Here is a 21,131-nt window from a genome sequence, read left to right as displayed (position 1 = left end):
AATAAATTTAAACTTTTTCTAATTAACTCCTTTTGAAATTCTAAATTAAAACACTTTGCAAAGTAAAGGTGAGGGATTGCAGCGTAAAGCCCGGAGCAAAAAAACGCCAATTTTCTCAAGCCAAAAAAGCGACCAACGGAAGCTCTTTTTGGGTTGAAGAAAATGGTGTTTTTTGCGAGGACTTGCAGCGAAAAGCCCGACCTGTAGCTTGCGGAAGGGCACGCCCAAAATGATATTGGATTTAACAACTTCTTGATTTTCTGTTTATTATTTTGTAAATTGTAAACAAAAAAAGATGAAAAAATGTATTAGATTATTTATTTTACTGACTTCGGGATTTGTTTTTGCTCAAAAACCAAGTGAAATTCCGGGTGATACGGGTAAAGTTGAATTAACTGAAACTAGTGATGTGATTATTTATATTTTGATTCCGATCATAATTACTGTTTTGTATTTTGTTTGGAAGAAGCGAAAAAAGAATGGTTCTGAATAATAAAATTTTAGTCCGAAAAAGTGTTTTTCTGCAATTATAATTTCTACTTTTGTTATACTTAAATAAACGAAAAAAAACATGTTGATTATTGGCATTGCAGGTGGCACCGGAAGTGGAAAAACAACGGTTGTACATCAGATTATGAATGAACTTCCGGAAACTGAGGTGGGAATTATTTCTCAAGACTCCTACTACAAAGAAACACACAATTTGAGTTACGAAGAGCGAACAAAAATTAATTTTGATCATCCGCGTGCTATAGATTTTGAGTTACTGGTGGCTCATTTAAAAGAATTGAAAGCCAATAATGTTATTCAACAGCCTGTTTACTCTTTTGTTACACACAATCGAACTGATGATACGATTGTGACTCACCCAAGAAAAGTGATGTTAGTGGAAGGAATTTTGATTTTAGCCAATCCGGAACTCCGCGACATGTTTGATATTAAAATCTATGTTCATGCCGATTCTGACGAACGTTTAATCAGACGTATGAAACGCGATATTGCCGAAAGAGGTCGTGATATGGATGAAGTGATTAATCGTTATCAAAACACCTTGAAACCAATGCACGAGCAATTTATTGAACCTACGAAAGCTTTTGCCGATATTATTATTCCGAATGACAAATACAACACGGTGGCGATTGACGTGGTTCGGGCCGTAATCAACCAACGAATACTTTAGTTATGAAGTTTTTCCAACGTTTAGAAGAAAAATATCCTTGGTTTAAATATGTCGGAAACCGATATGTTTTAGTCTTGATTTTCTTTACGGTTTGGATGCTTTTTTTAGACAACTACTCCTATCTGGAACATCGCTTTTTGAATAATGAACTGGATGAACTGGAGACTAATAAAAAATATTATCAAGAGGAAATTAAAAAAGACTGTCTTGACATCAAACGCCTCAAAAATCCTGACCAAATTGAGAAATATGCTCGGGAGAAATACTACATGAAACGAGATAGCGAAGATATTTATATCATCGAATTTGAGGAAGAGATGCTACTCGAAGAGGAAGAAAATCACAAATCGCTATAATTATGGCAACACATTTATTTAAAGAGTTCGAACCGATTTCATCCAAACAATGGAAACAGCAAATTCAGTTTGAACTTAAAGGTGCGGACTACAACGAAACACTCGTTTGGGAAAGTCCGGAAGGTATCAAAGTGAAACCCTTTTATCACATTGACGAAAATGAAGTAAAAATTGAATCTCCTCCTTCGAGCGGATTTAGAATTATTCAAAATATTTATGTTTATGATGTAAAAAAATCGAATGAAAGAGCACTGGATTCGTTGAAAAGAGGTGCGGAATCTGTTCGGTTTACAATTGAAAACGAAGCTGTTTCTTTGAATGATTTGATGGAAAACCTTCCGAAAGAAAATGTGACTTATTATTTTAATTTACTTTTTCTATCGAGTGAATTTATCAAAAAAATTGACGCTTTTGCAAATCAAAATCAATATAAAATAGTTATTCTTCAAGATTCTGTTGGTCAGCTAGCTAAAGATGGAAATTGGTATGAATCGTTAGAAAAAGATTTTCTACATTTAAATACTTGTTCTGCTTTACCAATTTCAATGTTAAGTTGCAAAATTGATTTGTATCAAAATGCCGGAGCCAATATGGTTCAGCAATTGGCGTATGCGATGGCACATGTGAATGAATATTTTAATCGTATAGAAAAAATTTCTTCACCTATTACTTTTGAAGTGGCAGTGGGAACAAACTATTTCTTTGAAATTGCAAAATTGAGAGCTTTACGTCTTCTTTTCAATGCATTAGCTAAAGAATACAATCATGATTTTGATTGCCACATTATTGTTACACCAACCAAACGAAACAAAACACTGTATGATTATAATGTAAACATGCTTCGTACCACAACCGAATGCATGAGTGCGATTTTGGGCGGTGCAAATGGTGTTTCAAATTTGGCTTATGATGCTATTTATCACAAAGACAATGAATTTGGTGATCGAATTTCCCGCAATCAATTGTTGGTTTTAAAACACGAAAGTTATTTTAATCAAGTGCATAATCCGGCCGACGGAGCATACTATATTGAAAGTTTAACAGAACAATTAGCCGAAAAAGCTTTGGCATTATTCAAAGATATTGAAGCAAATGGCGGATTAATTACGCAGTTAATTGAAGGTACAATTCAGCGAAAAATTAGCGAAAGTGCTCAAAAAGAGCAAGATTTATTTGATTCCGGAAAAGAAGTTTTGTTGGGAACTAATAAATATCCGAACAAGAATGATAAAATGAATCATGAGTTAGAATTGTTTCCTTTTGTGAAAATAAATCAAAGAAAAACATTGATTACACCAATTATTGAAAAAAGATTGGCAGAGAAAAGTGAACAAGAACGTTTATCTCAAGAACAACAGCCATGAGAAAAGATATACAACAATTAAAATTAGAAGGTGGAAATCAGAATTTAGAAAATCCTGAAAAGGAGAATTTCTTAACAGCTGAGAACATTGAATTAAAAACTTTATATTCAAAAGAAGATTTAAAAAACATAGAACATCTTGATTTTGGTGCCGGATTTGCCCCTAATCTTCGAGGTCCTTATGCCACAATGTATGTTCGTAGACCGTGGACAGTTCGCCAATATGCCGGATTTTCTACTGCCGAAGAAAGCAACGCTTTTTACCGAAGAAATTTAGCCGCAGGGCAAAAAGGACTTTCGGTTGCGTTTGATTTGGCAACACACAGAGGATATGATTCCGATCACGAACGTGTTGTTGGAGATGTTGGAAAAGCAGGCGTAGCAATCGATTCGGTGGAAGATATGAAGATTTTGTTTGACCAAATTCCGTTAAACGAAATGTCAGTTTCCATGACTATGAACGGAGCAGTTTTGCCAATTATGGCATTTTATATTGTGGCTGCCGAAGAACAAGGTGTGTCTCCAAATTTACTTTCAGGAACAATTCAGAATGATATTTTGAAAGAGTTTATGGTGCGAAATACGTACATCTACCCGCCTACTCCTTCGATGAAAATTATTGCCGATATTTTTGAATATACGAGCAAAAATATGCCGAAATTTAATTCGATTTCGATATCCGGTTACCATATGCAAGAAGCCGGAGCAACTGCCGATATTGAATTGGCGTATACGTTAGCCGATGGTTTAGAATACATCCGAACCGGACTCGCTGCCGGAATGGATATTGATACCTTCGCCCCTCGCCTCTCTTTTTTCTGGGCGATTGGGATGAATCATTTTATGGAAATTGCCAAAATGCGTGCGGGTCGAATGTTATGGGCAAAATTACTCAAACAATTCAATCCGAAAGATGAAAAATCATTGGCTTTGCGAACACATTGTCAGACTTCGGGTTGGAGTTTAACCGAACAAGATCCGTTTAATAATGTGGCTCGTACGTGTATTGAAGCGGCTGCCGCAGCTTTTGGCGGAACGCAATCATTACACACCAATGCCTTGGATGAAGCGATTGCATTACCAACCGATTTCTCTGCTCGAATTGCCCGAAATACACAAATCTTTTTGCAAGAAGAAACTAAAATCTGCAAAACAGTTGACCCGTGGGCAGGAAGTTATTATGTAGAAAGTTTAACAAATGAAATTGCTCAAAAAGCATGGGCGTTGATGGAAGAAGTGGAAGAATTAGGCGGAATGACCAAAGCCATTGAAGCCGGAATTCCGAAACTGCGAATTGAAGAAGCCGCAGCCAGAAAGCAAGCCAGAATTGATAGCAGTCAAGACATCATTGTTGGTGTAAACAAATACCGTTTGGAGAAAGAAGATCCGTTAATGATTTTGGATGTCGATAATCAAATGGTTCGCAAACAACAATTGGAACGATTGGCAGAAATAAAAGCGTCTCGTGATACGGAAAAAGTAAAAGCCAGTTTAGCAAAATTGACGGAATCTGCAAAATCAGGTCAGGAAAATTTATTATCTTTAGCCGTAGAAGCAGCCCGAAACCGAGCAACTCTTGGCGAAATTAGTGATGCCTTAGAAGAAGTTTTCGGACGATATAAAGCACAAATCAGAACCTTTAGCGGCGTGTATAGTAAAGAAATTAAAAATGACGAAAGCTTTGAAAAAGCGAAACAATTAGCCGATGCTTTTGCCAAAAAAGACGGTCGTCGTCCCCGTATTATGATAGCCAAAATGGGACAAGACGGTCACGATCGTGGAGCAAAAGTGGTCGCAACCGGTTATGCCGATGTAGGTTTTGACGTGGACATTGGCCCTCTTTTTCAAACGCCAGCCGAAGCAGCCAAACAAGCCGTGGAAAACGACGTGCATATTTTAGGCGTTTCTTCCTTAGCAGCCGGACACAAAACCTTAGTGCCACAAGTGATTGAAGAACTTAAAAAATACGGTCGTGAAGACATTATGGTCATTGTAGGTGGTGTAATTCCGCACCAAGATTACCAATTTTTGTTTGATGCCGGAGCGGTTGCCGTCTTTGGACCTGGGACGAAAATTAGTGAAGCGGCGATTAGTATTTTGGAGGTTTTACTTGAAGATTAAACACTTTCTTGTCATTCTGACGCAGAAAGAATCTCTATTTTTTATAAAACACTGACTGAGAGGTTGGTGTTTTTTTTTATATTTACAAAAACAAAAAAATGCTCACCCTCTCCTTCACCCCATTCCCAATTCTCGAATCCAATCGTTTATTATTACGAGCGGTTAATGTTGATGATGTCAACGAAGTAATGGAACTTCGTGGCAATCCGGAAACGATGAAATTCATTCCAAGACCGTTAGTAACTTCACCCGAAATGGCATTGGAACACATTGCTATGATTATCGAAAAAATTGAAAATAACACCGGAATCAATTGGGCAATTACGTTAAAAGGAAATCCGAAATTGTTGGGTGTCATTGGTCATTATCGCATTCAACCTGAAAATTACCGTTCGGAAATTGGGTATATGTTGTTGCCGGAATACCAAGGTCAAGGAATCGTGAGTGAAGCCATTAATACTGTTTTGGATTATGGTTTTAATGTGCTGAATTTCCATTCTGTGGAAGCCGTGGTTGATCCGGAAAATTATGTTTCTGCCAAAGTGTTAGAAAAAAATGGATTTGTGAAAGAAGCTCATTTTTTGGAAAATGAATATTGGGATGGAAAATTTTGGGATTCGGTAGTTTATTCACTTTTAAAACGAAATTTTGTAAAGAAAAATTACTAAATTTAACCATATAAGGCATATAAGTTAAGTCACTTTAAAACTTATATGGCTTATATGGTAAAAAAATAAAATCCATGTCAAAACTTCCCAACACGCCCATCAGTATTTTCACTATAATGTCTAAAATGGCAACCGATTATCAAGCCATCAATCTCTCACAAGGTTTTCCGAATTTCCCCATTGATGTGCGAATGACAGAAATTGTGGCTCGTTTAGCCAAAACAGATATTCATCAATATGCTCCGATGGCTGGTTATCCGCCGCTGTTGGAAAAAATTAGTCAATTGACTTTTGATAATTATCAGCGAAGAGTAAATCCGTCCACCGAAATTTTAATCACTGCCGGAGCAACCGAAGCGATTTTTGCCACCATTCAAGCGTTCGTGCAACCGAATGACGAAGTCATCATTCTCGACCCAAGTTATGATTGTTATGAAATGCCAATTTTATTGAGTAATGCAAAACCAATTCGGATTTCGTTAAAAGAAGATTATTCTCCCAATTTTGAGGCAATCAGTCAAAACTTATCATCTAAAACTCGAATGCTGATTTTGAATAATCCACACAATCCATCGGGAAAAATTTGGACAGAAAATGATTTTATTCAACTCGAAAAAATCATCGGAAATTATCCTGATTTATTGATTTTATCAGATGAAGTATATGAATTTATTACATTTGAAAACAAACATATTTCCATCAATACAAGAGAAAAATTAAAAGATAGAAGTTTGATTGTTTCGTCGTTCGGAAAAACACTTCACTTAACCGGTTGGAAAATTGGCTATTTAATCGCTCCTGAAAATTTACTAAAAGAAGTTAAAAAAGTGCATCAATATTTGGTATTTAGCGTGAATAGTTTGTCTCAGGCTGCAATTAATGAATACTTGACTATTTTTGATACTGAAGAAGTTTCAAAATTATATCTTCAAAAAAGAAACTTCTTTCAAAACCTTTTAAAAGAAACCGCTTTCGAGTTGTTGCCTTGTGAAGGAACGTATTTTCAAACAGCATCTTATCAAAACATTTCAAATGAAAATGATTTGGATTTCACGAAACGATTAGTGACCGAATTTGGTGTAGCAACCATCCCGCTTTCGGTGTTTTATGGCAATCAAACCGACTTAAAACGCATTCGGTTTTGTTTTGCCAAAGATGATGAAACGTTAATGAAAGCAGCTGAACGACTTTTAAAAATAAAATAATTTTGTTAGCTAAATGCTAAAAATATTTCATACTTTAACTGAATTAATATCTTTACCAAAAAACTATATTTTATATGAATTTTTCAGCAAAAATGCTCCGTGATAACGCCTTAGAAGGCAAAGTAATTGTAGTAACCGGAGGTGGTAGCGGCCTCGGAAAAGCAATGACAAAATACTTTTTAGAATTAGGTGCAAAAGTTGCCATTACTTCCAGAGATTTAGATAAATTAAAAACCACCGCATCCGAATTAGAAAAAGAAACCGGCGGAACGTGTTTGCCGTTGCAATGTGATGTTCGTTTTTATGAACAAGTGGAAGCAATGCTTGAGGAAGTATTAAAAAATTTCGGAAAAGTAGATGTTTTACTAAACAATGCAGCCGGAAATTTCATTTCTCCTACCGAACGATTATCCGCGAATGCGTTTGATACCATCATCGATATTGTATTAAAAGGTTCCAAAAACTGCACTTTAGCTTTCGGAAAACATTGGATTGACAACAAACAAGAAAGTTCAGTGATTTTAAATATTGTCACAACCTATGCTTGGACTGGTTCTGCTTATGTAGTACCAAGTGCCACAGCCAAAGCAGGCGTTCTTGCGATGACCCGAAGTTTGGCGGTTGAATGGGCAAAATACGGCATCCGAAGTAATGCAATTGCTCCGGGACCATTTCCAACGAAAGGTGCTTGGGATCGATTACTTCCGGGAGATTTAGCCGAAAAGTTTGATATGGCTAAAAAAGTACCGTTAAATCGTGTCGGTGATCATCAGGAATTAGCCAATTTAGCGGCTTATTTAGTTTCTGATTTTTCTGCTTATGTAAATGGCGAAGTAATTACAATTGACGGTGGCGAATGGCTCAAAGGAGCAGGTCAATTTAATTTGTTAGAACAAATTCCTGAACATATGTGGGATATGCTCGAAGCAATGATTAAATCGAAAAAGAGCAAATAAAATCCATCGAATTTTAGCTAATTAATTGTACACAAAACAATTAACATTTGTTAACAACTTGACGTTGAAAAACCCATAAATAATCGTAATTTTACGGCTCAAATTTAATCGAATCAATGGGCAAAATTATTGCAATTGCGAATCAAAAAGGAGGCGTTGGAAAAACCACAACAACCGTTAATTTAGCGGCCTCACTAGGTGTTTTAGAAAAAAAAGTATTACTTATTGATGCTGATCCTCAGGCAAATGCCAGTTCGGGATTAGGGATTGATGTAGATAGTGTTGCGATTGGATCTTACCAGGTTTTAGAGCACAGCAACACGCCACAAGAAGCGGTGATGAAATGTTCTGCTCCCAACGTAGATGTTATTCCGGCTCACATTGATTTGGTTGCCATTGAAATTGAATTGGTCGATAAAGAAAATCGTGAATATATGCTCAAAGAAGCATTGGCATCCATCAAAGATCAATATGATTATATTTTGATAGATTGTGCTCCTTCTTTGGGATTATTAACGTTGAATGCCTTAACCGCAGCAGACAGTGTGGTGATTCCGATTCAATGCGAATATTTTGCATTGGAAGGTTTAGGAAAATTATTAAACACCATCAAAAGTGTTCAAAAATTACATAATCCGGATTTGGATATCGAAGGGTTATTGTTAACGATGTATGATTCCCGGTTGCGTTTATCGAACCAAGTGGTGGAAGAAGTACAAAAGCATTTTAACGATATGGTTTTTAAAACCATCATTCAACGAAATGTAAAATTAAGTGAAGCTCCAAGTTTTGGCGAAAGCATTATTAATTTTGATGCAACCAGTAAAGGAGCCAACAATTATTTGAGTTTAGCAGAAGAAATTATCAAAAAAAATAGCTAGGATTTTATGACACAAGCCACTAAAAAACAAGCATTAGGAAGAGGATTATCGGCTTTATTGAAAGACCCGGAAAACGACATCAAATCGGTAAATGATAAAAATGCCGATAAAGTGGTTGGGAATATTATTGAGCTTGAAATTGAGGCAATAGAAATAAATCCGTTTCAGCCCAGAAGCAATTTTAATGAAGAAACACTTCAGGAATTAGCAACATCCATTAAAGAATTGGGTGTAATTCAGCCGATTACTGTTAGAAAATTAGATTTTAATAAGTATCAGTTAATTTCCGGTGAACGAAGACTTCGTGCTTCAAAAATGGCGGGATTAACTGTTATTCCTTCTTATATTCGAATTGCCAACGACAATGAATCGCTTGTGATGGCTTTGGTAGAAAACATCCAACGTCATGATTTAGATCCGATTGAAATTGCACTTTCATACCAACGTTTGATTGATGAAATTCAGTTGACGCAAGAACAAATGAGTGATAAAGTGGGTAAAAAACGCTCGACGATTGCCAATTACCTTCGATTATTGAAATTAGACCCGATTATTCAAACCGGAATTCGCGATGGTTTTATTTCGATGGGACATGGTCGTGCGTTAATCAATATTGAAGACGAAGATGCTCAATCTGACATTTATCACAAAATCATCAGTCAGAATCTTTCTGTTCGTGATACTGAAACATTGGTAAAAAACTATCAGGAAGGTTTAAAACCAAAATCCGGAAAAACTGCAAAAGCTGCTTCGGCATTTGTAGTTGCAGAATCTGATAAAAAAGAAATTGCAACGGTTTTAGGCACAAAAGTTGACGTGAAAATTGATACCAACGGAAAAGGAAAAATAACTATTCCGTTTAAATCTGAAGCCGATTTTCAACGAATTATTGCTTTAATTAAAGGATAGTGGTTGTTTCTCGAATCATACTTTTTTCTTTTTTCCTTTTTGGAATAAATTCTGCTATTGCACAAGTTCAGTTTGAAGAAGTCAAAATTACAAAAGACTCTACTTCATACAAATCAATCGATCCTTTAACACCTGCAAAAGCTGCTTTTTATTCAGCTGTTATTCCAGGTTTGGGACAAGTTTACAACAAACAATATTGGAAAGTTCCAATTGTTTATGGTGGTTTAGCAATTGGTTTTTATTTTTATAACGATAGTAGTAAAAAGTATAAAGAATTTAGAAACATCTATAAAAGAAGGTTAGAAGGCTACACCGACGACCGTTATTTTGGTGTTTATTCAGATGCCGTTTTAATAAACGCTCAAAGAGGTTTCGAACGAAATAGAGATATTTCAACCGCGGTAATGATTGGTTTTTATGTCTTAAATATTATTGATGCCAATGTTGGTGCTCATCTTATGCAATTTAATGTAAACGATAATTTATCATTAACTCCAGATCTTAGCAGAAATGAAATCGACTACAAATACAACGTTGGATTAACTTTGAATTATAAATTTTAATGAAAATTGCACTTTTAGGATACGGGAAAATGGGAAAGGTAATCGAACGAATTGCCTTAGAACGCGGTCATGAAATTGTGTTGCGAAAAGGAAGTTCTGATTCTTTTGAAGGATTAGAAAATACTGATGTTGCAATAGATTTCAGTGTGCCTGATTCTGCCGTAAATAATATCTCTACTTGTCTTGAAAACGGAATTCCTGTAGTTTCAGGAACAACAGGTTGGTTAGAAGATTATCACAAAATGGTTAATCTTTGCAAAGAAAAAAATGCTGCATTTATTTATGGTTCTAATTTTAGTTTAGGCGTAAATTTATTTTTTGAATTGAATGATTATTTGGCTAAGATGATGGCAAAATTCAATCAATATAACGTTTCGATGGAGGAAATTCATCACACCCAAAAATTAGATAAACCAAGCGGAACAGCAATTTCATTAGCCAATTCAATCATCAATCATACAAACAAAAATAACTGGAGCATCGAAAATCCAAAATCAGATGATTTATTTATTGATGTAAAAAGAGAAGACAATGTTCCCGGAACACATAGTATTTTCTATCAATCGGAAGTTGATACCATCGAAATCAAACATACCGCTCACAACCGAGACGGTTTTGCTTTTGGTGCCGTGATTGCCGCCGAATGGATTGTGGGTAAAAAAGGTGTTTTTACCATGAAAGATGTTTTAGATTTAAAATAATTCATAGCAAAATCATTATAAATAAACGTTAAATTGGTAACGTTTTCTATATTTGAGAACTAATTAAGAACTTGACTTTCGTTAACAAGTAAAAACGAAATTAAAAAATAATAAAAATGACATTATATCAATGGTTTATATTCTTCTTAGTGATACAAATCGTACACTATTTGGGAACATGGAAATTATATCAAAAAGCAGGTAGAAAATCATGGGAAGCTGCTGTTCCTGTTTACAATGCAATCGTTCTGATGAAAATTATAAACCGTCCTTGGTGGTGGGCTTTTTTACTTTTTATTCCAATTGTAAACCTAATTATGTTTCCTGTTGTCTGGGTTGAAACCTTGAGAAGTTTCGGGAAAAATTCGCAATTAGACACGATTTTAGGTGTTGCTACTTTAGGTTTATACATCTACTATGTAAATTATACACAAGACGTTACACACATCAAAGATCGTTCATTACATCCCAAAAATGCTACTGCAGATTTTGTGAGTTCAATATTATTTGCAATTGTGGTGGCAACAACCGTTCATACCTATGTAATGCAACCGTTTGTTATACCGACATCTTCCTTAGAAAAATCATTGTTAGTAGGTGATTTTCTTTTTGTAAGTAAATTTCATTACGGTGCCAGAACACCTACTACAGCAGTTGGTTTACCGATGGTACACGATTCTATTCCGATTGTTCGAACCAAATCTTATTTAAGTTGGCCTCAACTACCTTCGTTCCGTTTTCCGGGAATTGAAAGTATTGAAACTAATGATATTGTGGTGTTTAACTGGCCAATTGATACGGTTTATAAATTCAGAGATAGATCAGGAAGAAGAGTAGATAAACCACTTGATAAAAAATCAAATTATGTAAAACGCTGTTTAGGAATTCCGGGAGACAGTCTTCAAATTAAAAACGGAGATGTTTATGTTAATGGGAAAATGCTTCCAATGCATGACCGTCAGAAAGTTCAATATTCCTATGACGTTATTACAGACGGAACGCAATTTAATCCTGATTATGTTTACAACGATCTTCAAATTACAGATGGCGTTAGCGTAAATTCACAGAATTCATATACCTTTTTTGCTATAACCGATGAAAATGCAGCTCGATTAAAAAACAATCCAATTGTAAAATCAGTTACAAAAAGAATTGATACGGAAGGAACAACCAGTGTTTTTCCTCATACCAAAAATTGGAATACTGACAATTACGGTCCGATATACATTCCACAAGCCGGAAAAACGGTGGCTTTAAACAAAGAAACTTTGCCTTTTTATAAAATGATCATTACCGATTATGAGAAAAATGATTTACAAGTAAACGGTGACGAAATTCGAATTAACGGAAAAGTTGTCAAAGAATACACTTTTAAAATGGATTATTATTGGATGATGGGTGACAACCGCCATAACTCGGAAGACAGCCGTTATTGGGGTTATGTTCCAGCCGACCACATTGTTGGTAAACCAGTATTCATTTGGATGAGTTTAGACCAAAATGTTCCATGGGGCAAAGCGATTGACAAAATACGTTGGAATAGATTGTTCACAACAGTTGGTGGAAGTGGCGAACCTGTTTCTTATTTTATTTACTTCGTCATTCTTTTAGCCGGATGGTTTGGCTTTGATTTCTACAGAAAAAGAAAGAAAAAAAAGGCTGATTTATAACTAATGAAAGCACTCGTTCATCCTACCTATTTCCCGTCAATTAGTCATTATGCCGCTATGATTCAGGCAGAAAAAGTTGTGTTTGAAATGGAAGATAATTTCCAAAAACAAACCAACCGCAACAGAATGTACATTTATAGTCCAAACGGAATTCAAATGCTTAACATTCCGATAAAGCACAGCAAAATAGCCAATCAAAAGTGTAAAGATGTTAAAATTGAACCGGATTTCAATTGGCAAAAACAACATTTCAAATCGTTGGAAGCAGCGTACAGAACATCTCCTTTTTTTGAATATTTTGAGGACGACATCGCTCCTATTTTTCAAAAAAAACATACTTTTTTAATGGATTTGAATTTGGAAGTTTTTGAACTACTCAATCAATGTCTTGACATTTCCATTTCACCCGAAAAAACAATAGAATATTTTCACGAAGTGAATGATGTAACCGATTTTCGTTTTCTAGCAAATGGAAAAAAAGACCAAACTCAATGCGAACCTTACACGCAAGTATTCGGCGAAAAACATGGATTTCTTAATAATTTAAGCGTTTTAGACTTACTTTTCAACGAAGGTAGATATGCGTTAGATTACTTAAAAAAACAGCAATTATAATTTACTTTTCTTTTTCAAAAGACAATCGGGTAACAATAGGAAAATGATCTGAATTCCTAAAATTTGGAAAAGAATTGAACTGTTTCACCACAAATTTTTTATCCGCAAAAACATAATCAATTCGAGCTGGATAGTACTTAAAACTATACGTTGTGCCAAAACCGGAACCGGCTTCTTCAAATGCATCATTCAAGTCGCCTTTTACACTGCGGTAAACGAACGAAAAAGGACTATTATTCAAATCGCCGCAAATTATAATTGGAAATTTACAATCCGCTTTGTGCTTTTTAATAATCTCTGCCTGATTTTGCTGCGATTTAAACGACGTACTCATTCTACGAAGCATGCGTTTTGACTGGTCTTGCGAAACACCTTGAATATTTTCATCAATTTCATGCACGTCAGGCGTAATTTTAATCGACTGCAAATGCATACTGTACACCCGAATCGTATCTTTCCCTCTTTTAATATCAGCATAAATTGCATTATTTGTAGAATTAGGAAACGGAATAACACCTTCATTCACAATCGGATATTTAGAAAAAATAGCCTGTCCAAGCTTTGTGTTCTTACCTTCAATAAAAACGTATTTATGTTTATACACTCGAAAATCGACTTCATTCGTATTCGAAAATTCCTGAATACACAAAATATCCGGAGTTTGTTCTTTAATAAAATCTGAAATTGACAAGCTCACATCACGCTCAATCCAATCATACAAATTAAATAAGCGAACGTTGTAACTCATCACAATAAAATCCTCTTCCGCGGTGGGTAAATTAGTCTCAGAAAATTTATAAAATTTATTTATAAACGTAATTCCCAACAACAAAACAATGCCGGACAACAACATTTGTCGCTTAAATTGAATCAACCAATAGCTAAAAAACAATAAATTTAGAATCAACATCAACGGTAAAAAAAGCGTCAAAACCGAAAGAATCGGAAAAAGTCTAGGAGCCAAAAAAGGCAAAATATAAGCAATAAATGTCAATACAGTAAGCACTATATTAAAAAACAAAATCACTTTATTAAACCATCCTAGGTTCTTCATTCCGTTATATTAAACATTCAAAAATTAAAAATAATTATGTGCCTAATCCCGCTTTTCACTGCAAGATTTTTTGTCTTGTCGGCATTTTCTAAGCCCAAAAATGTGCTCCCAAGGTCGCAATTTTTTGGCAAGAAAAATGTCCGCCAATCCTGCAAAATGCTTTCCGTTACAATCGGGGGCAAAATCCGTGCTACTTCGCAAGTCCCAACAACTTTCAACCCGCAACCCGCAACCTTCCTAACTCTTCCCCGCTTTAAACAAAAACTCCTTTTCCTCTTTCGTCAAACTATCATAACCTGATTTACTGATTTTATCTAAAATCTCATCAATCTGTTGCTGTGTTTTATCTTTCGGAGCAGGTTTTGGCTTAGTGAATGATTCATTTTTATGCACTTTTTTAAACGGTGCCGATTTTCTTCCTCTAAATAAATTCACCAAACCATCCACAAACGAAGTAAATGGTTTTGTAATATCCGTACCATTTTTAAGCTGAGAACTATATAAATAACCAAACAAAGCACCACCCAAATGAGCAATATGTCCGCCAACATTGGAGAATGACAAACTAATCAAATCAATTATCAAATAAAATACGGCAATGTGCCAAAGTTTTACAGTTCCAATTAACAACAAACGAATTTGCATGTGCGGAGCGTATGTAGTAGTTGAAAAAACCACCGCCATGATTGCTCCCGAAGCTCCAATTAACAAAGCATTTTTATTTATCAAAGCCGGAAAAATCAAATAGCTAATGATAAAAATGACTCCCGAAAAAATGGCTCCCATTAAATATAAACTCAACAATTGCTTTTGGGTAAAAAACGTGAGAAACAATCGTCCTGCAAAATTCAACACAATTAAATTAAACAAAATGTGAAAAAAATCAGCATGAAAGAAAGCATACGTCAAAATAGACCAAGGTTTCCATAACAAATCTGATGGATTGGAAGACAAACTAATGTACTCGGTAAAACCGAAACCAATTCCAAAAAGCGACAAAATTCCTTTTAAAATCCAAGGAATAGCAAACAAAATCACATTAAGGTAGATTAACTTTTCAGTTACGCCACCCATTCTAAATTGTTGCTTTATTTCGTTTAAAATACTCATTTCTATTTCCTTTTACCAATTACCTTTCACCCATCACCATACTAATCCCACCGCTTATCATTAAACTGATTTTTCTTCCACATCCACATCATCAAAAACCCGGTTAAAGCTCCACCTACGTGAGCAAAATGGGCAATTCCACCACCACCAAAAATAGAGTTTCCGCTAATTCCCATAAACAAATCACCTAAAACCAATACCGGCACAAAATACTTTGCTTTAATTGGAATAGGAATAAAAATCATCATCAATTCTGCATTAGGAAACATAAATGCAAAGGCAACCAAAATTCCGTAAAGTGCACCAGAAGCTCCTACTGCTCTTCCATCTGCAATGATAGAAGCATCAAAAAGTGCTTTAAAGTTTTCTTCATTCAACAATTGATATTTGCCAAGTGGTTCTAAAATTGGTTTAATATTTTCGGCTAATAATTCTCCCTTATAAACATTTCCTTCTCTAAACGGAACATTAATTATCTGATGAATTGTTTCGGAAGACAACTGTAAATCAGCAGCCGATTCTAAAACTTTTTGAAATTGATAATACTCCATTCCCATATGAATTAGAGCGGCACCCAATCCGCAGGAAATATAAAAAAACAGGAATTTTTTCCATCCCCAAAAATGTTCTAAGGCAGAACCAAACATAATCAATCCGAACATATTAAAGAAAATATGCATCAAATTAGGCATTTCGGCATGCATAAACATGTGTGTGATAGGTTGCCACCAAGCAAATTCATTGCTTAATGGAAAATGAATTGCCAACAAATCATTTGCCGCAGGAGCAATCGTATTTGCACCAATGTAAAAAAGTACATTGATAATTACTAACTGCTTTACTGTTTCAGTCATTCGCATCATATCGCAAATTTTTTATCTAAATCATCTACACTAATTGTGATGAAAGTTGGTTTATTAAAAGGCGAAACATCCGGTTCTTTGCAAGCAAAAAGTCCGTTTACAATGTTTTCCTGTTCTCTTTCGGTTAAATACGTTCCGGTTCGCACGGCCAAACTTCTGGCCATTGATTTAGCAATGCTGTCGTTTAAACTAAAACTGCTATCCGGAATGCCGTTTTGTAAATCGTTCATCAATTCTTCCAAAACGATAGCTACTTCACTCTCGGTAACCAAAATAGGAATTCCAGAAATGGTTAATTTATCGTTTTCAATCGAATCAAAAACAAATCCGGTATTTTCCAGAGACATTTTTAAATCGTTGATTAATTCAATTTCATTCACCGAAAAATACAACTCAATTGGAAACAACAAATGCTGACTCGAAGCTTGTTGCACCGTTATATTTTTCAAATATTGTTCATACAAAATCCGCTGATGTGCTCGTTGCTGATCTATGACCATCATTCCGGACTTGATAGAACTTACAATATATTTCTTATGAATTTGATAGGTTCGGTTTTTGTTTTCTTCAATTTCATTGTCATTAAATAACGAACTCGTAACCGCATCTTGTTCAAACGTGATATTCTCAATTTCTTGTGTATCATTTTTCAAACCAACATATAAACTTTCCCAATTCGCTGTTTCAGATTTTCTCTCCCGATAACCGGAACCTGAAAAAGATTTAGTAGGTTTATCTTCTGCAAACGGATTAAAATTCGCATCCACTTGAATCAATGGCATCGAAGCATCTTTCTCTTGATAATGATACGGTGTATCTAAATTCGGATCTCGTTCAAAATCCAATACCGGAGCCACATTAAACTGACCTAAACTATGTTTAACAGTAGAACGCAAAATGGCATACAACGCATGCTCATCATCAAATTTGATTTCCGTTTTGGTTGGATGAATATTGATATCGATGGTGTTTGGCGGCACATCCAAATAAATAAAATACCCAGGTTGCATTCCGTCTTTCAACAAACCTTCATAAGCAGCCATGACGGCATGATGCAAATAACCACTTTTGATAAATCGGTTGTTGACAAAAAAGAATTGCTCACTTCTGCTTTTTTTAGAAAATTCGGGTTTAGAAACAAATCCTTGTGCTTTTACAATTTCGGTTTCTTCAGAAATTGGCACTAATTTTTCATTGGTTTTGCCTGAAAACATGGCCACAATCCGTTGTCTTAAATTGGAAGATGGTAGATTAAACAATTCACCACCGTTATGAATAAACGTAAAATGAATATTCGGATGAGCTAATGCTACCCGCTGAAATTCATCTACAATATGACGATGTTCCACCGTTTCCGATTTAAGAAAATTTCGTCGGGCAGGAATATTGAAAAATAAATTCTTCACAGCAAACGAAGTTCCTTTAGGCAAGACAGAAGGATCTTGCGAAATAAATTTACTTCCTTCAATAATAATATGCGTTCCTAGCTCGTCTTGTTCTTGTTTGGTTTTAAGTTCCACATGAGCAATCGCGGCAATGGAGGCCAACGCTTCTCCTCTAAAACCTTTGGTATAAAGGGAAAACAAATCTTCCGCATGACGAATTTTGGAAGTAGCATGCCGTTCAAAACACATTCGGGCATCGGTAACATTCATACCTAGACCGTTATCAATTACTTGAATAAGTGATCTTCCGGCATCTTTTACGATCAACTTGATGTCGGTTGCTTTAGCATCAACGGCATTTTCCAATAGTTCTTTTACCACAGAAGCGGGTCGCTGAACGACCTCACCGGCGGCAATTTGATTAGCTACGTGATCGGGAAGTAATTGAATGATACTCGACATTATCTTTGTCTAAATATGGATAAATCGAAATCGATTATAAACAAAAACACCAGTAATAATACTAAAACAATTGCAATTAAACGGAAATTCACTTCACGATTGCCACGATGCCTACTTTCTTTCCTAGCTTCATTCCAGTGCGACCGGTAATCATTATAATTTACCGTTTCTCGAGCTTTATTAAACTTGGAATCAAAATCATAAATATTGCCCATCTCCTTTCCTTCGTAATAACGGGGAGTATAATTAAAAGTTTTGTTTTTGGGCAATTTGAATAATGATCTTTTCAGCATGTTTTTACTATTATCATTCAAAGTTAATGAATTCTGAAATGACTAGAAAATATAACCGTGTGAAAGTTTTGTTAGTTTTTATATGAAGGTTGTTGTTACACCTGACAGGTTTTAAAAACCTGTCAGGTGTAAAAGCATTAATTGATGAGATTTATACCTAAAAAAGCCAAAATCAAACGACTTTGGCTTTAAATTATGAATTTAAATACTTGTACTAGTAAGCAGTCATTTTAATTGCCGCTACAGCAGCTTCAACACCTTTGTTGCCATGCTTTCCACCACTTCTGTCAAGAGACTGCTGCATGTTATTATCGGTTAGAACGCAAAAGATAACAGGCATTTTTCCTAAGATATTCAAATCTTTGATGCCTTGTGTTACTCCTTCGCACACAAAATCAAAATGCTTGGTTTCACCTTGAATTACACTTCCTATGGCAATAATTCCGGCTAAATTTGGATGTTTGTCCATCATTTTTTTACAACCATAAATTAATTCAAAACTTCCCGGAACATTCCATCGAATGATGTTTTCTGGATTTACATTACAATCCAAAAATGTGTCTAAAGCTCCTTGATAAAGACCATCGGTAATGGTTTCATTCCACTCTGAAACAACAATCCCAAACGAAAGTTGACTTACGTTTGGGAGTGTGTTTTTATCGTATTGCGATAAATTTTTATTTTCGGTTGCCATATTTATTGAGCCATTCCGATTAATCCATCTATATTTCTCGCCTCCGGAGCCGATTCATATTTTTCTTTTATTTCTGTAAAATATTTTAACGCATCCGCTTTTTGTCCTAAAGTGTAAGCCGTTTGACCAGCTTTTAACAAAAATCGTGGCGTTGTTAAATCGTTTACATTCATTTCTGCAGCTTTTTTGTAATAATCCAATGCTTCTTTTAACTGATTTTTTTGAGCAAAAGCATCACCAATAGCTCCTTGAGCCAACGTGCTTAAAATCATATCATCTGAAGAAAATTTATCCAAATAAGAAATAGCTTCTGTATTTTTTCCTGTATTCAAATAAGCAATTCCGGCATAGTAGTTTGCTAAATTTCCGGCATCTGTTCCAGAATATTCTTCGGCAATTTTAATGAAACCGAATTTTCCTTCGGCACCATTTAAAGCTAAATTAAACAAACTATCTTGACCTGTTGTAGCGTCAATTGCTTTTTGAAAATTTTGTTGTGCAACAAACATTTCGTCTGCAGCTTCCAATTGTTTTGGCTCAACAACAAATTTTTGATATAAAAGGTATCCTACAGTTACTAACGCAATTGCACCAACTATTCCAAAAATATATTTTTGATTTCTAACAACCCATTCTTCTGCTTTAGAAGCTCCAACGTCTAATGTATTGAAAACTTCTGCCGTAGTACTGTCTTTTGCATCAACATCAATATCTACATTTTCTTCAATATCTTCAATTTCTTTTGGTTTAGGCGATTTAAATCCTCTTTTATTGTATGTTGCCATTTATATTTAATTTAATGAGCCGCAAAAATAAAATTTTTATTGATATATAAAAGTCATTTTTTTGGATATTTTTGAATAATTTTTGTGACTTCATATTTAAATAGCATTTATTCCTTTAAAACAGTTTATTTTTGCAGTGCTAAAATGAGATTTAATCAAACTAATAAACCTATTCACCTTGTTTTTAAAACAAATTTCGCTTTTTAACTATAAAAATTTTTCTGAAACTCAATTTGAGTTCGACAGTAAGATTAATTGTTTTGTGGGAAAAAACGGTGTAGGAAAAACCAATGTTTTAGATGCAATTTATCATTTAGCCTACGGAAAAAGCTATTTTAACCCTACGGCAATACAAAATATCAAGCATGGGGAAGATTTTTTTGTGATTGATGGCGAATTTGAAAAAAATGAACGGACAGAGCAAATTGTTTGCAGTGTAAAAAAAGGATTAAAGAAAGTTTTGAAAAGAAATGGCAAGATGTATGATAAATTTTCGGAACATCTTGGTTTTATTCCACTAGTAATTATTTCTCCGGCTGATACCGATTTGATTATTGAAGGAAGCGAAACCAGACGAAAATTCATGGATAGTGTGATTTCGCAATTAAATTCGGTTTACTTAAATCAGCTTATTCACTACCAAAAAATCATTTTGCAACGCAATGCTTTGTTGAAATATTTTGCACTAAATCATGTTTTTGAAAAAGACACTTTACAGATTTACAACGAGCAATTGAATGAGTTAGGTCAATCGATATTTGAAAAAAGAAAAGAATTTATAGAAGAATTTCTGCCTATTTTTAACAAGCACCATCAAACTATTACTAATTCAGCCGAAGAGGTTCAATTGGTGTATGAAAGTCATCTTTTTGAAAAGAATATTCAAACTCTTTTAGATGAAAATTTAGCAAAAGACAGAGCTTTACAATACACCAGCGTTGGCATTCACAAAGATGATTTATCGTTTGAAATTGCAAATCATCCCATCAAAAAATTTGGATCACAAGGTCAGCAAAAATCGTTTTTAATTGCATTGAAATTGGCTCAGTTTGAATTCTTAAAAAAACAAAGCGGACAAAAACCAATTTTATTATTAGATGATATTTTCGACAAATTAGATGAAACCAGAGTTGGGAAAATTGTAGAAATGGTGAATGATGATGAGTTCGGACAATTATTTATTTCAGACACACATCCGGAACGAACTGAAAAAATTGTGAAATCTACTCTTCAAAGTTATAAACTATTTCACTTGTAAATTAATATCTTTACCAATCATAAAGCATCCTTTAAATAA

22 protein-coding genes are annotated in these 21,131 nt (G+C 34.8%); 15 read left to right on the top strand and 7 right to left on the bottom strand.

The genetic code is table 11. The features are described from left to right. Window positions 1-248: hypothetical protein (locus AC23MC_RS14695; RefSeq protein ID WP_487569060.1), on the bottom strand; the 248-nt coding region annotated here is incomplete at its 3' end. Window positions 249-295: 47 nt separating this feature from the next. Here AC23MC_RS14695 and AC23MC_RS14690 point away from each other — a divergent pair. The 14 genes from AC23MC_RS14690 (at window position 296) to AC23MC_RS14625 (ending at window position 13,188) form a co-directional block, all read left to right on the top strand. Further along, window positions 296-493: an adenylosuccinate synthetase gene (locus tag AC23MC_RS14690; RefSeq protein ID WP_487569061.1), complete on the top strand. Its 198-nt coding sequence runs from the start codon at window positions 296-298 to the stop codon at window positions 491-493. 78 nt (window positions 494-571) lie between these two features. Next, complete coding sequence (udk, locus tag AC23MC_RS14685) at window positions 572-1,180, top strand: uridine kinase (protein ID WP_487569062.1); 609 nt, start codon at window positions 572-574, stop codon at window positions 1,178-1,180. Between the two features lie 2 nt (window positions 1,181-1,182). Beyond that, the gene (locus AC23MC_RS14680; RefSeq protein WP_487569063.1) at window positions 1,183-1,536 is read left to right on the top strand and encodes an FtsB family cell division protein; all 354 of its coding nucleotides are present in this window, start codon (window positions 1,183-1,185) and stop codon (window positions 1,534-1,536) included. A gap of 2 nt (window positions 1,537-1,538) precedes the next feature. Continuing rightward, the gene (locus AC23MC_RS14675) at window positions 1,539-2,900 is read left to right on the top strand and encodes a methylmalonyl-CoA mutase subunit beta (protein WP_487569064.1); all 1,362 of its coding nucleotides are present in this window, start codon (window positions 1,539-1,541) and stop codon (window positions 2,898-2,900) included. Next, the gene (scpA, locus tag AC23MC_RS14670; protein ID WP_487569065.1) at window positions 2,897-5,020 is read left to right on the top strand and encodes a methylmalonyl-CoA mutase; all 2,124 of its coding nucleotides are present in this window, start codon (window positions 2,897-2,899) and stop codon (window positions 5,018-5,020) included. The genes AC23MC_RS14675 and scpA overlap by 4 nt, the downstream gene beginning before the upstream one ends. 98 nt (window positions 5,021-5,118) lie before the next feature. Next, window positions 5,119-5,688 (top strand): GNAT family N-acetyltransferase, encoded by a 570-nt coding sequence (locus AC23MC_RS14665; RefSeq protein WP_487569066.1) that lies wholly within the window; start codon window positions 5,119-5,121, stop codon window positions 5,686-5,688. 74 nt (window positions 5,689-5,762) lie between these two features. Beyond that, complete coding sequence (locus tag AC23MC_RS14660; RefSeq protein WP_487569067.1) at window positions 5,763-6,893, top strand: methionine aminotransferase; 1,131 nt, start codon at window positions 5,763-5,765, stop codon at window positions 6,891-6,893. Window positions 6,894-6,967: 74 nt separating this feature from the next. Next, window positions 6,968-7,849, top strand: a complete 882-nt coding sequence (locus tag AC23MC_RS14655) for an SDR family oxidoreductase (protein WP_487569068.1) — start codon at window positions 6,968-6,970, stop codon at window positions 7,847-7,849. Between the two features lie 116 nt (window positions 7,850-7,965). Continuing rightward, entirely contained in the window at window positions 7,966-8,730 is a 765-nt protein-coding gene (locus AC23MC_RS14650) for a ParA family protein (protein ID WP_291094579.1), read from the top strand. Window positions 8,731-8,736: 6 nt separating this feature from the next. After that, window positions 8,737-9,639, top strand: a complete 903-nt coding sequence (locus AC23MC_RS14645) for a ParB/RepB/Spo0J family partition protein (RefSeq protein ID WP_487569069.1) — start codon at window positions 8,737-8,739, stop codon at window positions 9,637-9,639. After that, a complete protein-coding gene (locus AC23MC_RS14640) occupies window positions 9,639-10,202 on the top strand; it encodes a DUF5683 domain-containing protein (protein WP_487569070.1) in 564 nt (187 codons plus the stop codon). Before AC23MC_RS14645 ends, AC23MC_RS14640 begins: the two co-directional genes overlap by 1 nt. Beyond that, entirely contained in the window at window positions 10,202-10,903 is a 702-nt protein-coding gene (gene dapB / locus AC23MC_RS14635) for a 4-hydroxy-tetrahydrodipicolinate reductase (protein WP_487569071.1), read from the top strand. The genes AC23MC_RS14640 and dapB overlap by 1 nt, the downstream gene beginning before the upstream one ends. A gap of 116 nt (window positions 10,904-11,019) precedes the next feature. Then, window positions 11,020-12,573 carry a signal peptidase I gene (lepB, locus tag AC23MC_RS14630; RefSeq protein ID WP_487569072.1) on the top strand — a complete coding sequence of 518 codons (1,554 nt, stop codon included), beginning with the start codon at window positions 11,020-11,022 and terminating at the stop codon, window positions 12,571-12,573. Window positions 12,574-12,576: 3 nt separating this feature from the next. Beyond that, entirely contained in the window at window positions 12,577-13,188 is a 612-nt protein-coding gene (locus AC23MC_RS14625; protein WP_487569073.1) for a WbqC family protein, read from the top strand. 1 nt (window position 13,189) lies between these two features. On the opposite strand, the gene AC23MC_RS14620 is transcribed toward AC23MC_RS14625, so the two are convergent. The 6 genes from AC23MC_RS14620 to AC23MC_RS14595 all read right to left on the bottom strand — a co-directional run bounded on the left by AC23MC_RS14620 (window position 13,190) and on the right by AC23MC_RS14595 (window position 19,834). Next, complete coding sequence (locus tag AC23MC_RS14620; protein ID WP_487569074.1) at window positions 13,190-14,242, bottom strand: endonuclease/exonuclease/phosphatase family protein; 1,053 nt, start codon at window positions 14,240-14,242, stop codon at window positions 13,190-13,192. A gap of 237 nt (window positions 14,243-14,479) precedes the next feature. Beyond that, on the bottom strand, window positions 14,480-15,352 hold the full coding sequence (locus AC23MC_RS14615; RefSeq protein WP_487569075.1) for a rhomboid family intramembrane serine protease: 873 nt from the start codon (window positions 15,350-15,352) through the stop codon (window positions 14,480-14,482). A gap of 41 nt (window positions 15,353-15,393) precedes the next feature. Then, window positions 15,394-16,215 (bottom strand): rhomboid family intramembrane serine protease, encoded by an 822-nt coding sequence (locus AC23MC_RS14610; RefSeq protein ID WP_487569076.1) that lies wholly within the window; start codon window positions 16,213-16,215, stop codon window positions 15,394-15,396. After that, window positions 16,212-18,062, bottom strand: a complete 1,851-nt coding sequence (mutL, locus tag AC23MC_RS14605) for a DNA mismatch repair endonuclease MutL (RefSeq protein WP_487569077.1) — start codon at window positions 18,060-18,062, stop codon at window positions 16,212-16,214. The genes AC23MC_RS14610 and mutL overlap by 4 nt, the downstream gene beginning before the upstream one ends. 507 nt (window positions 18,063-18,569) lie before the next feature. Continuing rightward, on the bottom strand, window positions 18,570-19,049 hold the full coding sequence (gene ribH, locus AC23MC_RS14600; RefSeq protein ID WP_487569078.1) for a 6,7-dimethyl-8-ribityllumazine synthase: 480 nt from the start codon (window positions 19,047-19,049) through the stop codon (window positions 18,570-18,572). A 2-nt stretch (window positions 19,050-19,051) separates the two neighbouring features. Further along, a complete protein-coding gene (locus tag AC23MC_RS14595) occupies window positions 19,052-19,834 on the bottom strand; it encodes a tetratricopeptide repeat protein (RefSeq protein WP_487569079.1) in 783 nt (260 codons plus the stop codon). Window positions 19,835-20,012: 178 nt separating this feature from the next. Between AC23MC_RS14595 and recF the strand changes: the two genes are divergently transcribed. Then, window positions 20,013-21,092 (top strand): DNA replication/repair protein RecF, encoded by a 1,080-nt coding sequence (gene recF / locus AC23MC_RS14590; protein WP_487569080.1) that lies wholly within the window; start codon window positions 20,013-20,015, stop codon window positions 21,090-21,092. The last annotated feature ends 39 nt before the right edge of the window (window positions 21,093-21,131 follow it).

The sequence above is a fragment of the Flavobacterium sp. T50_26 genome (assembly GCF_057652995.1).
Note: the sequence above shows the minus strand (reverse complement) of the source record. Positions and strands in the feature narration are given on the sequence as shown.

What these genes read in the sequence shown, in the direction of transcription:
- AC23MC_RS14690 (WP_487569061.1), top strand. Translation starts at nt 296, where the DNA reads ATGAAAAAATGTATTAGATTATTTATTTTACTGACTTCGGGATTTGTT.
- udk (WP_487569062.1), top strand. Translation starts at nt 572, where the DNA reads ATGTTGATTATTGGCATTGCAGGTGGCACCGGAAGTGGAAAAACAACG.
- AC23MC_RS14680 (WP_487569063.1), top strand. Translation starts at nt 1,183, where the DNA reads ATGAAGTTTTTCCAACGTTTAGAAGAAAAATATCCTTGGTTTAAATAT.
- AC23MC_RS14675 (WP_487569064.1), top strand. Translation starts at nt 1,539, where the DNA reads ATGGCAACACATTTATTTAAAGAGTTCGAACCGATTTCATCCAAACAA.
- scpA (WP_487569065.1), top strand. Translation starts at nt 2,897, where the DNA reads ATGAGAAAAGATATACAACAATTAAAATTAGAAGGTGGAAATCAGAAT.
- AC23MC_RS14665 (WP_487569066.1), top strand. Translation starts at nt 5,119, where the DNA reads ATGCTCACCCTCTCCTTCACCCCATTCCCAATTCTCGAATCCAATCGT.
- AC23MC_RS14660 (WP_487569067.1), top strand. Translation starts at nt 5,763, where the DNA reads ATGTCAAAACTTCCCAACACGCCCATCAGTATTTTCACTATAATGTCT.
- AC23MC_RS14655 (WP_487569068.1), top strand. Translation starts at nt 6,968, where the DNA reads ATGAATTTTTCAGCAAAAATGCTCCGTGATAACGCCTTAGAAGGCAAA.
- AC23MC_RS14650 (WP_291094579.1), top strand. Translation starts at nt 7,966, where the DNA reads ATGGGCAAAATTATTGCAATTGCGAATCAAAAAGGAGGCGTTGGAAAA.
- AC23MC_RS14645 (WP_487569069.1), top strand. Translation starts at nt 8,737, where the DNA reads ATGACACAAGCCACTAAAAAACAAGCATTAGGAAGAGGATTATCGGCT.
- dapB (WP_487569071.1), top strand. Translation starts at nt 10,202, where the DNA reads ATGAAAATTGCACTTTTAGGATACGGGAAAATGGGAAAGGTAATCGAA.
- lepB (WP_487569072.1), top strand. Translation starts at nt 11,020, where the DNA reads ATGACATTATATCAATGGTTTATATTCTTCTTAGTGATACAAATCGTA.
- AC23MC_RS14625 (WP_487569073.1), top strand. Translation starts at nt 12,577, where the DNA reads ATGAAAGCACTCGTTCATCCTACCTATTTCCCGTCAATTAGTCATTAT.
- AC23MC_RS14620 (WP_487569074.1), bottom strand. Translation starts at nt 14,242, where the DNA reads ATGAAGAACCTAGGATGGTTTAATAAAGTGATTTTGTTTTTTAATATA.
- AC23MC_RS14615 (WP_487569075.1), bottom strand. Translation starts at nt 15,352, where the DNA reads ATGAGTATTTTAAACGAAATAAAGCAACAATTTAGAATGGGTGGCGTA.
- AC23MC_RS14610 (WP_487569076.1), bottom strand. Translation starts at nt 16,215, where the DNA reads ATGATGCGAATGACTGAAACAGTAAAGCAGTTAGTAATTATCAATGTA.
- mutL (WP_487569077.1), bottom strand. Translation starts at nt 18,062, where the DNA reads ATGTCGAGTATCATTCAATTACTTCCCGATCACGTAGCTAATCAAATT.
- ribH (WP_487569078.1), bottom strand. Translation starts at nt 19,049, where the DNA reads ATGGCAACCGAAAATAAAAATTTATCGCAATACGATAAAAACACACTC.
- AC23MC_RS14595 (WP_487569079.1), bottom strand. Translation starts at nt 19,834, where the DNA reads ATGGCAACATACAATAAAAGAGGATTTAAATCGCCTAAACCAAAAGAA.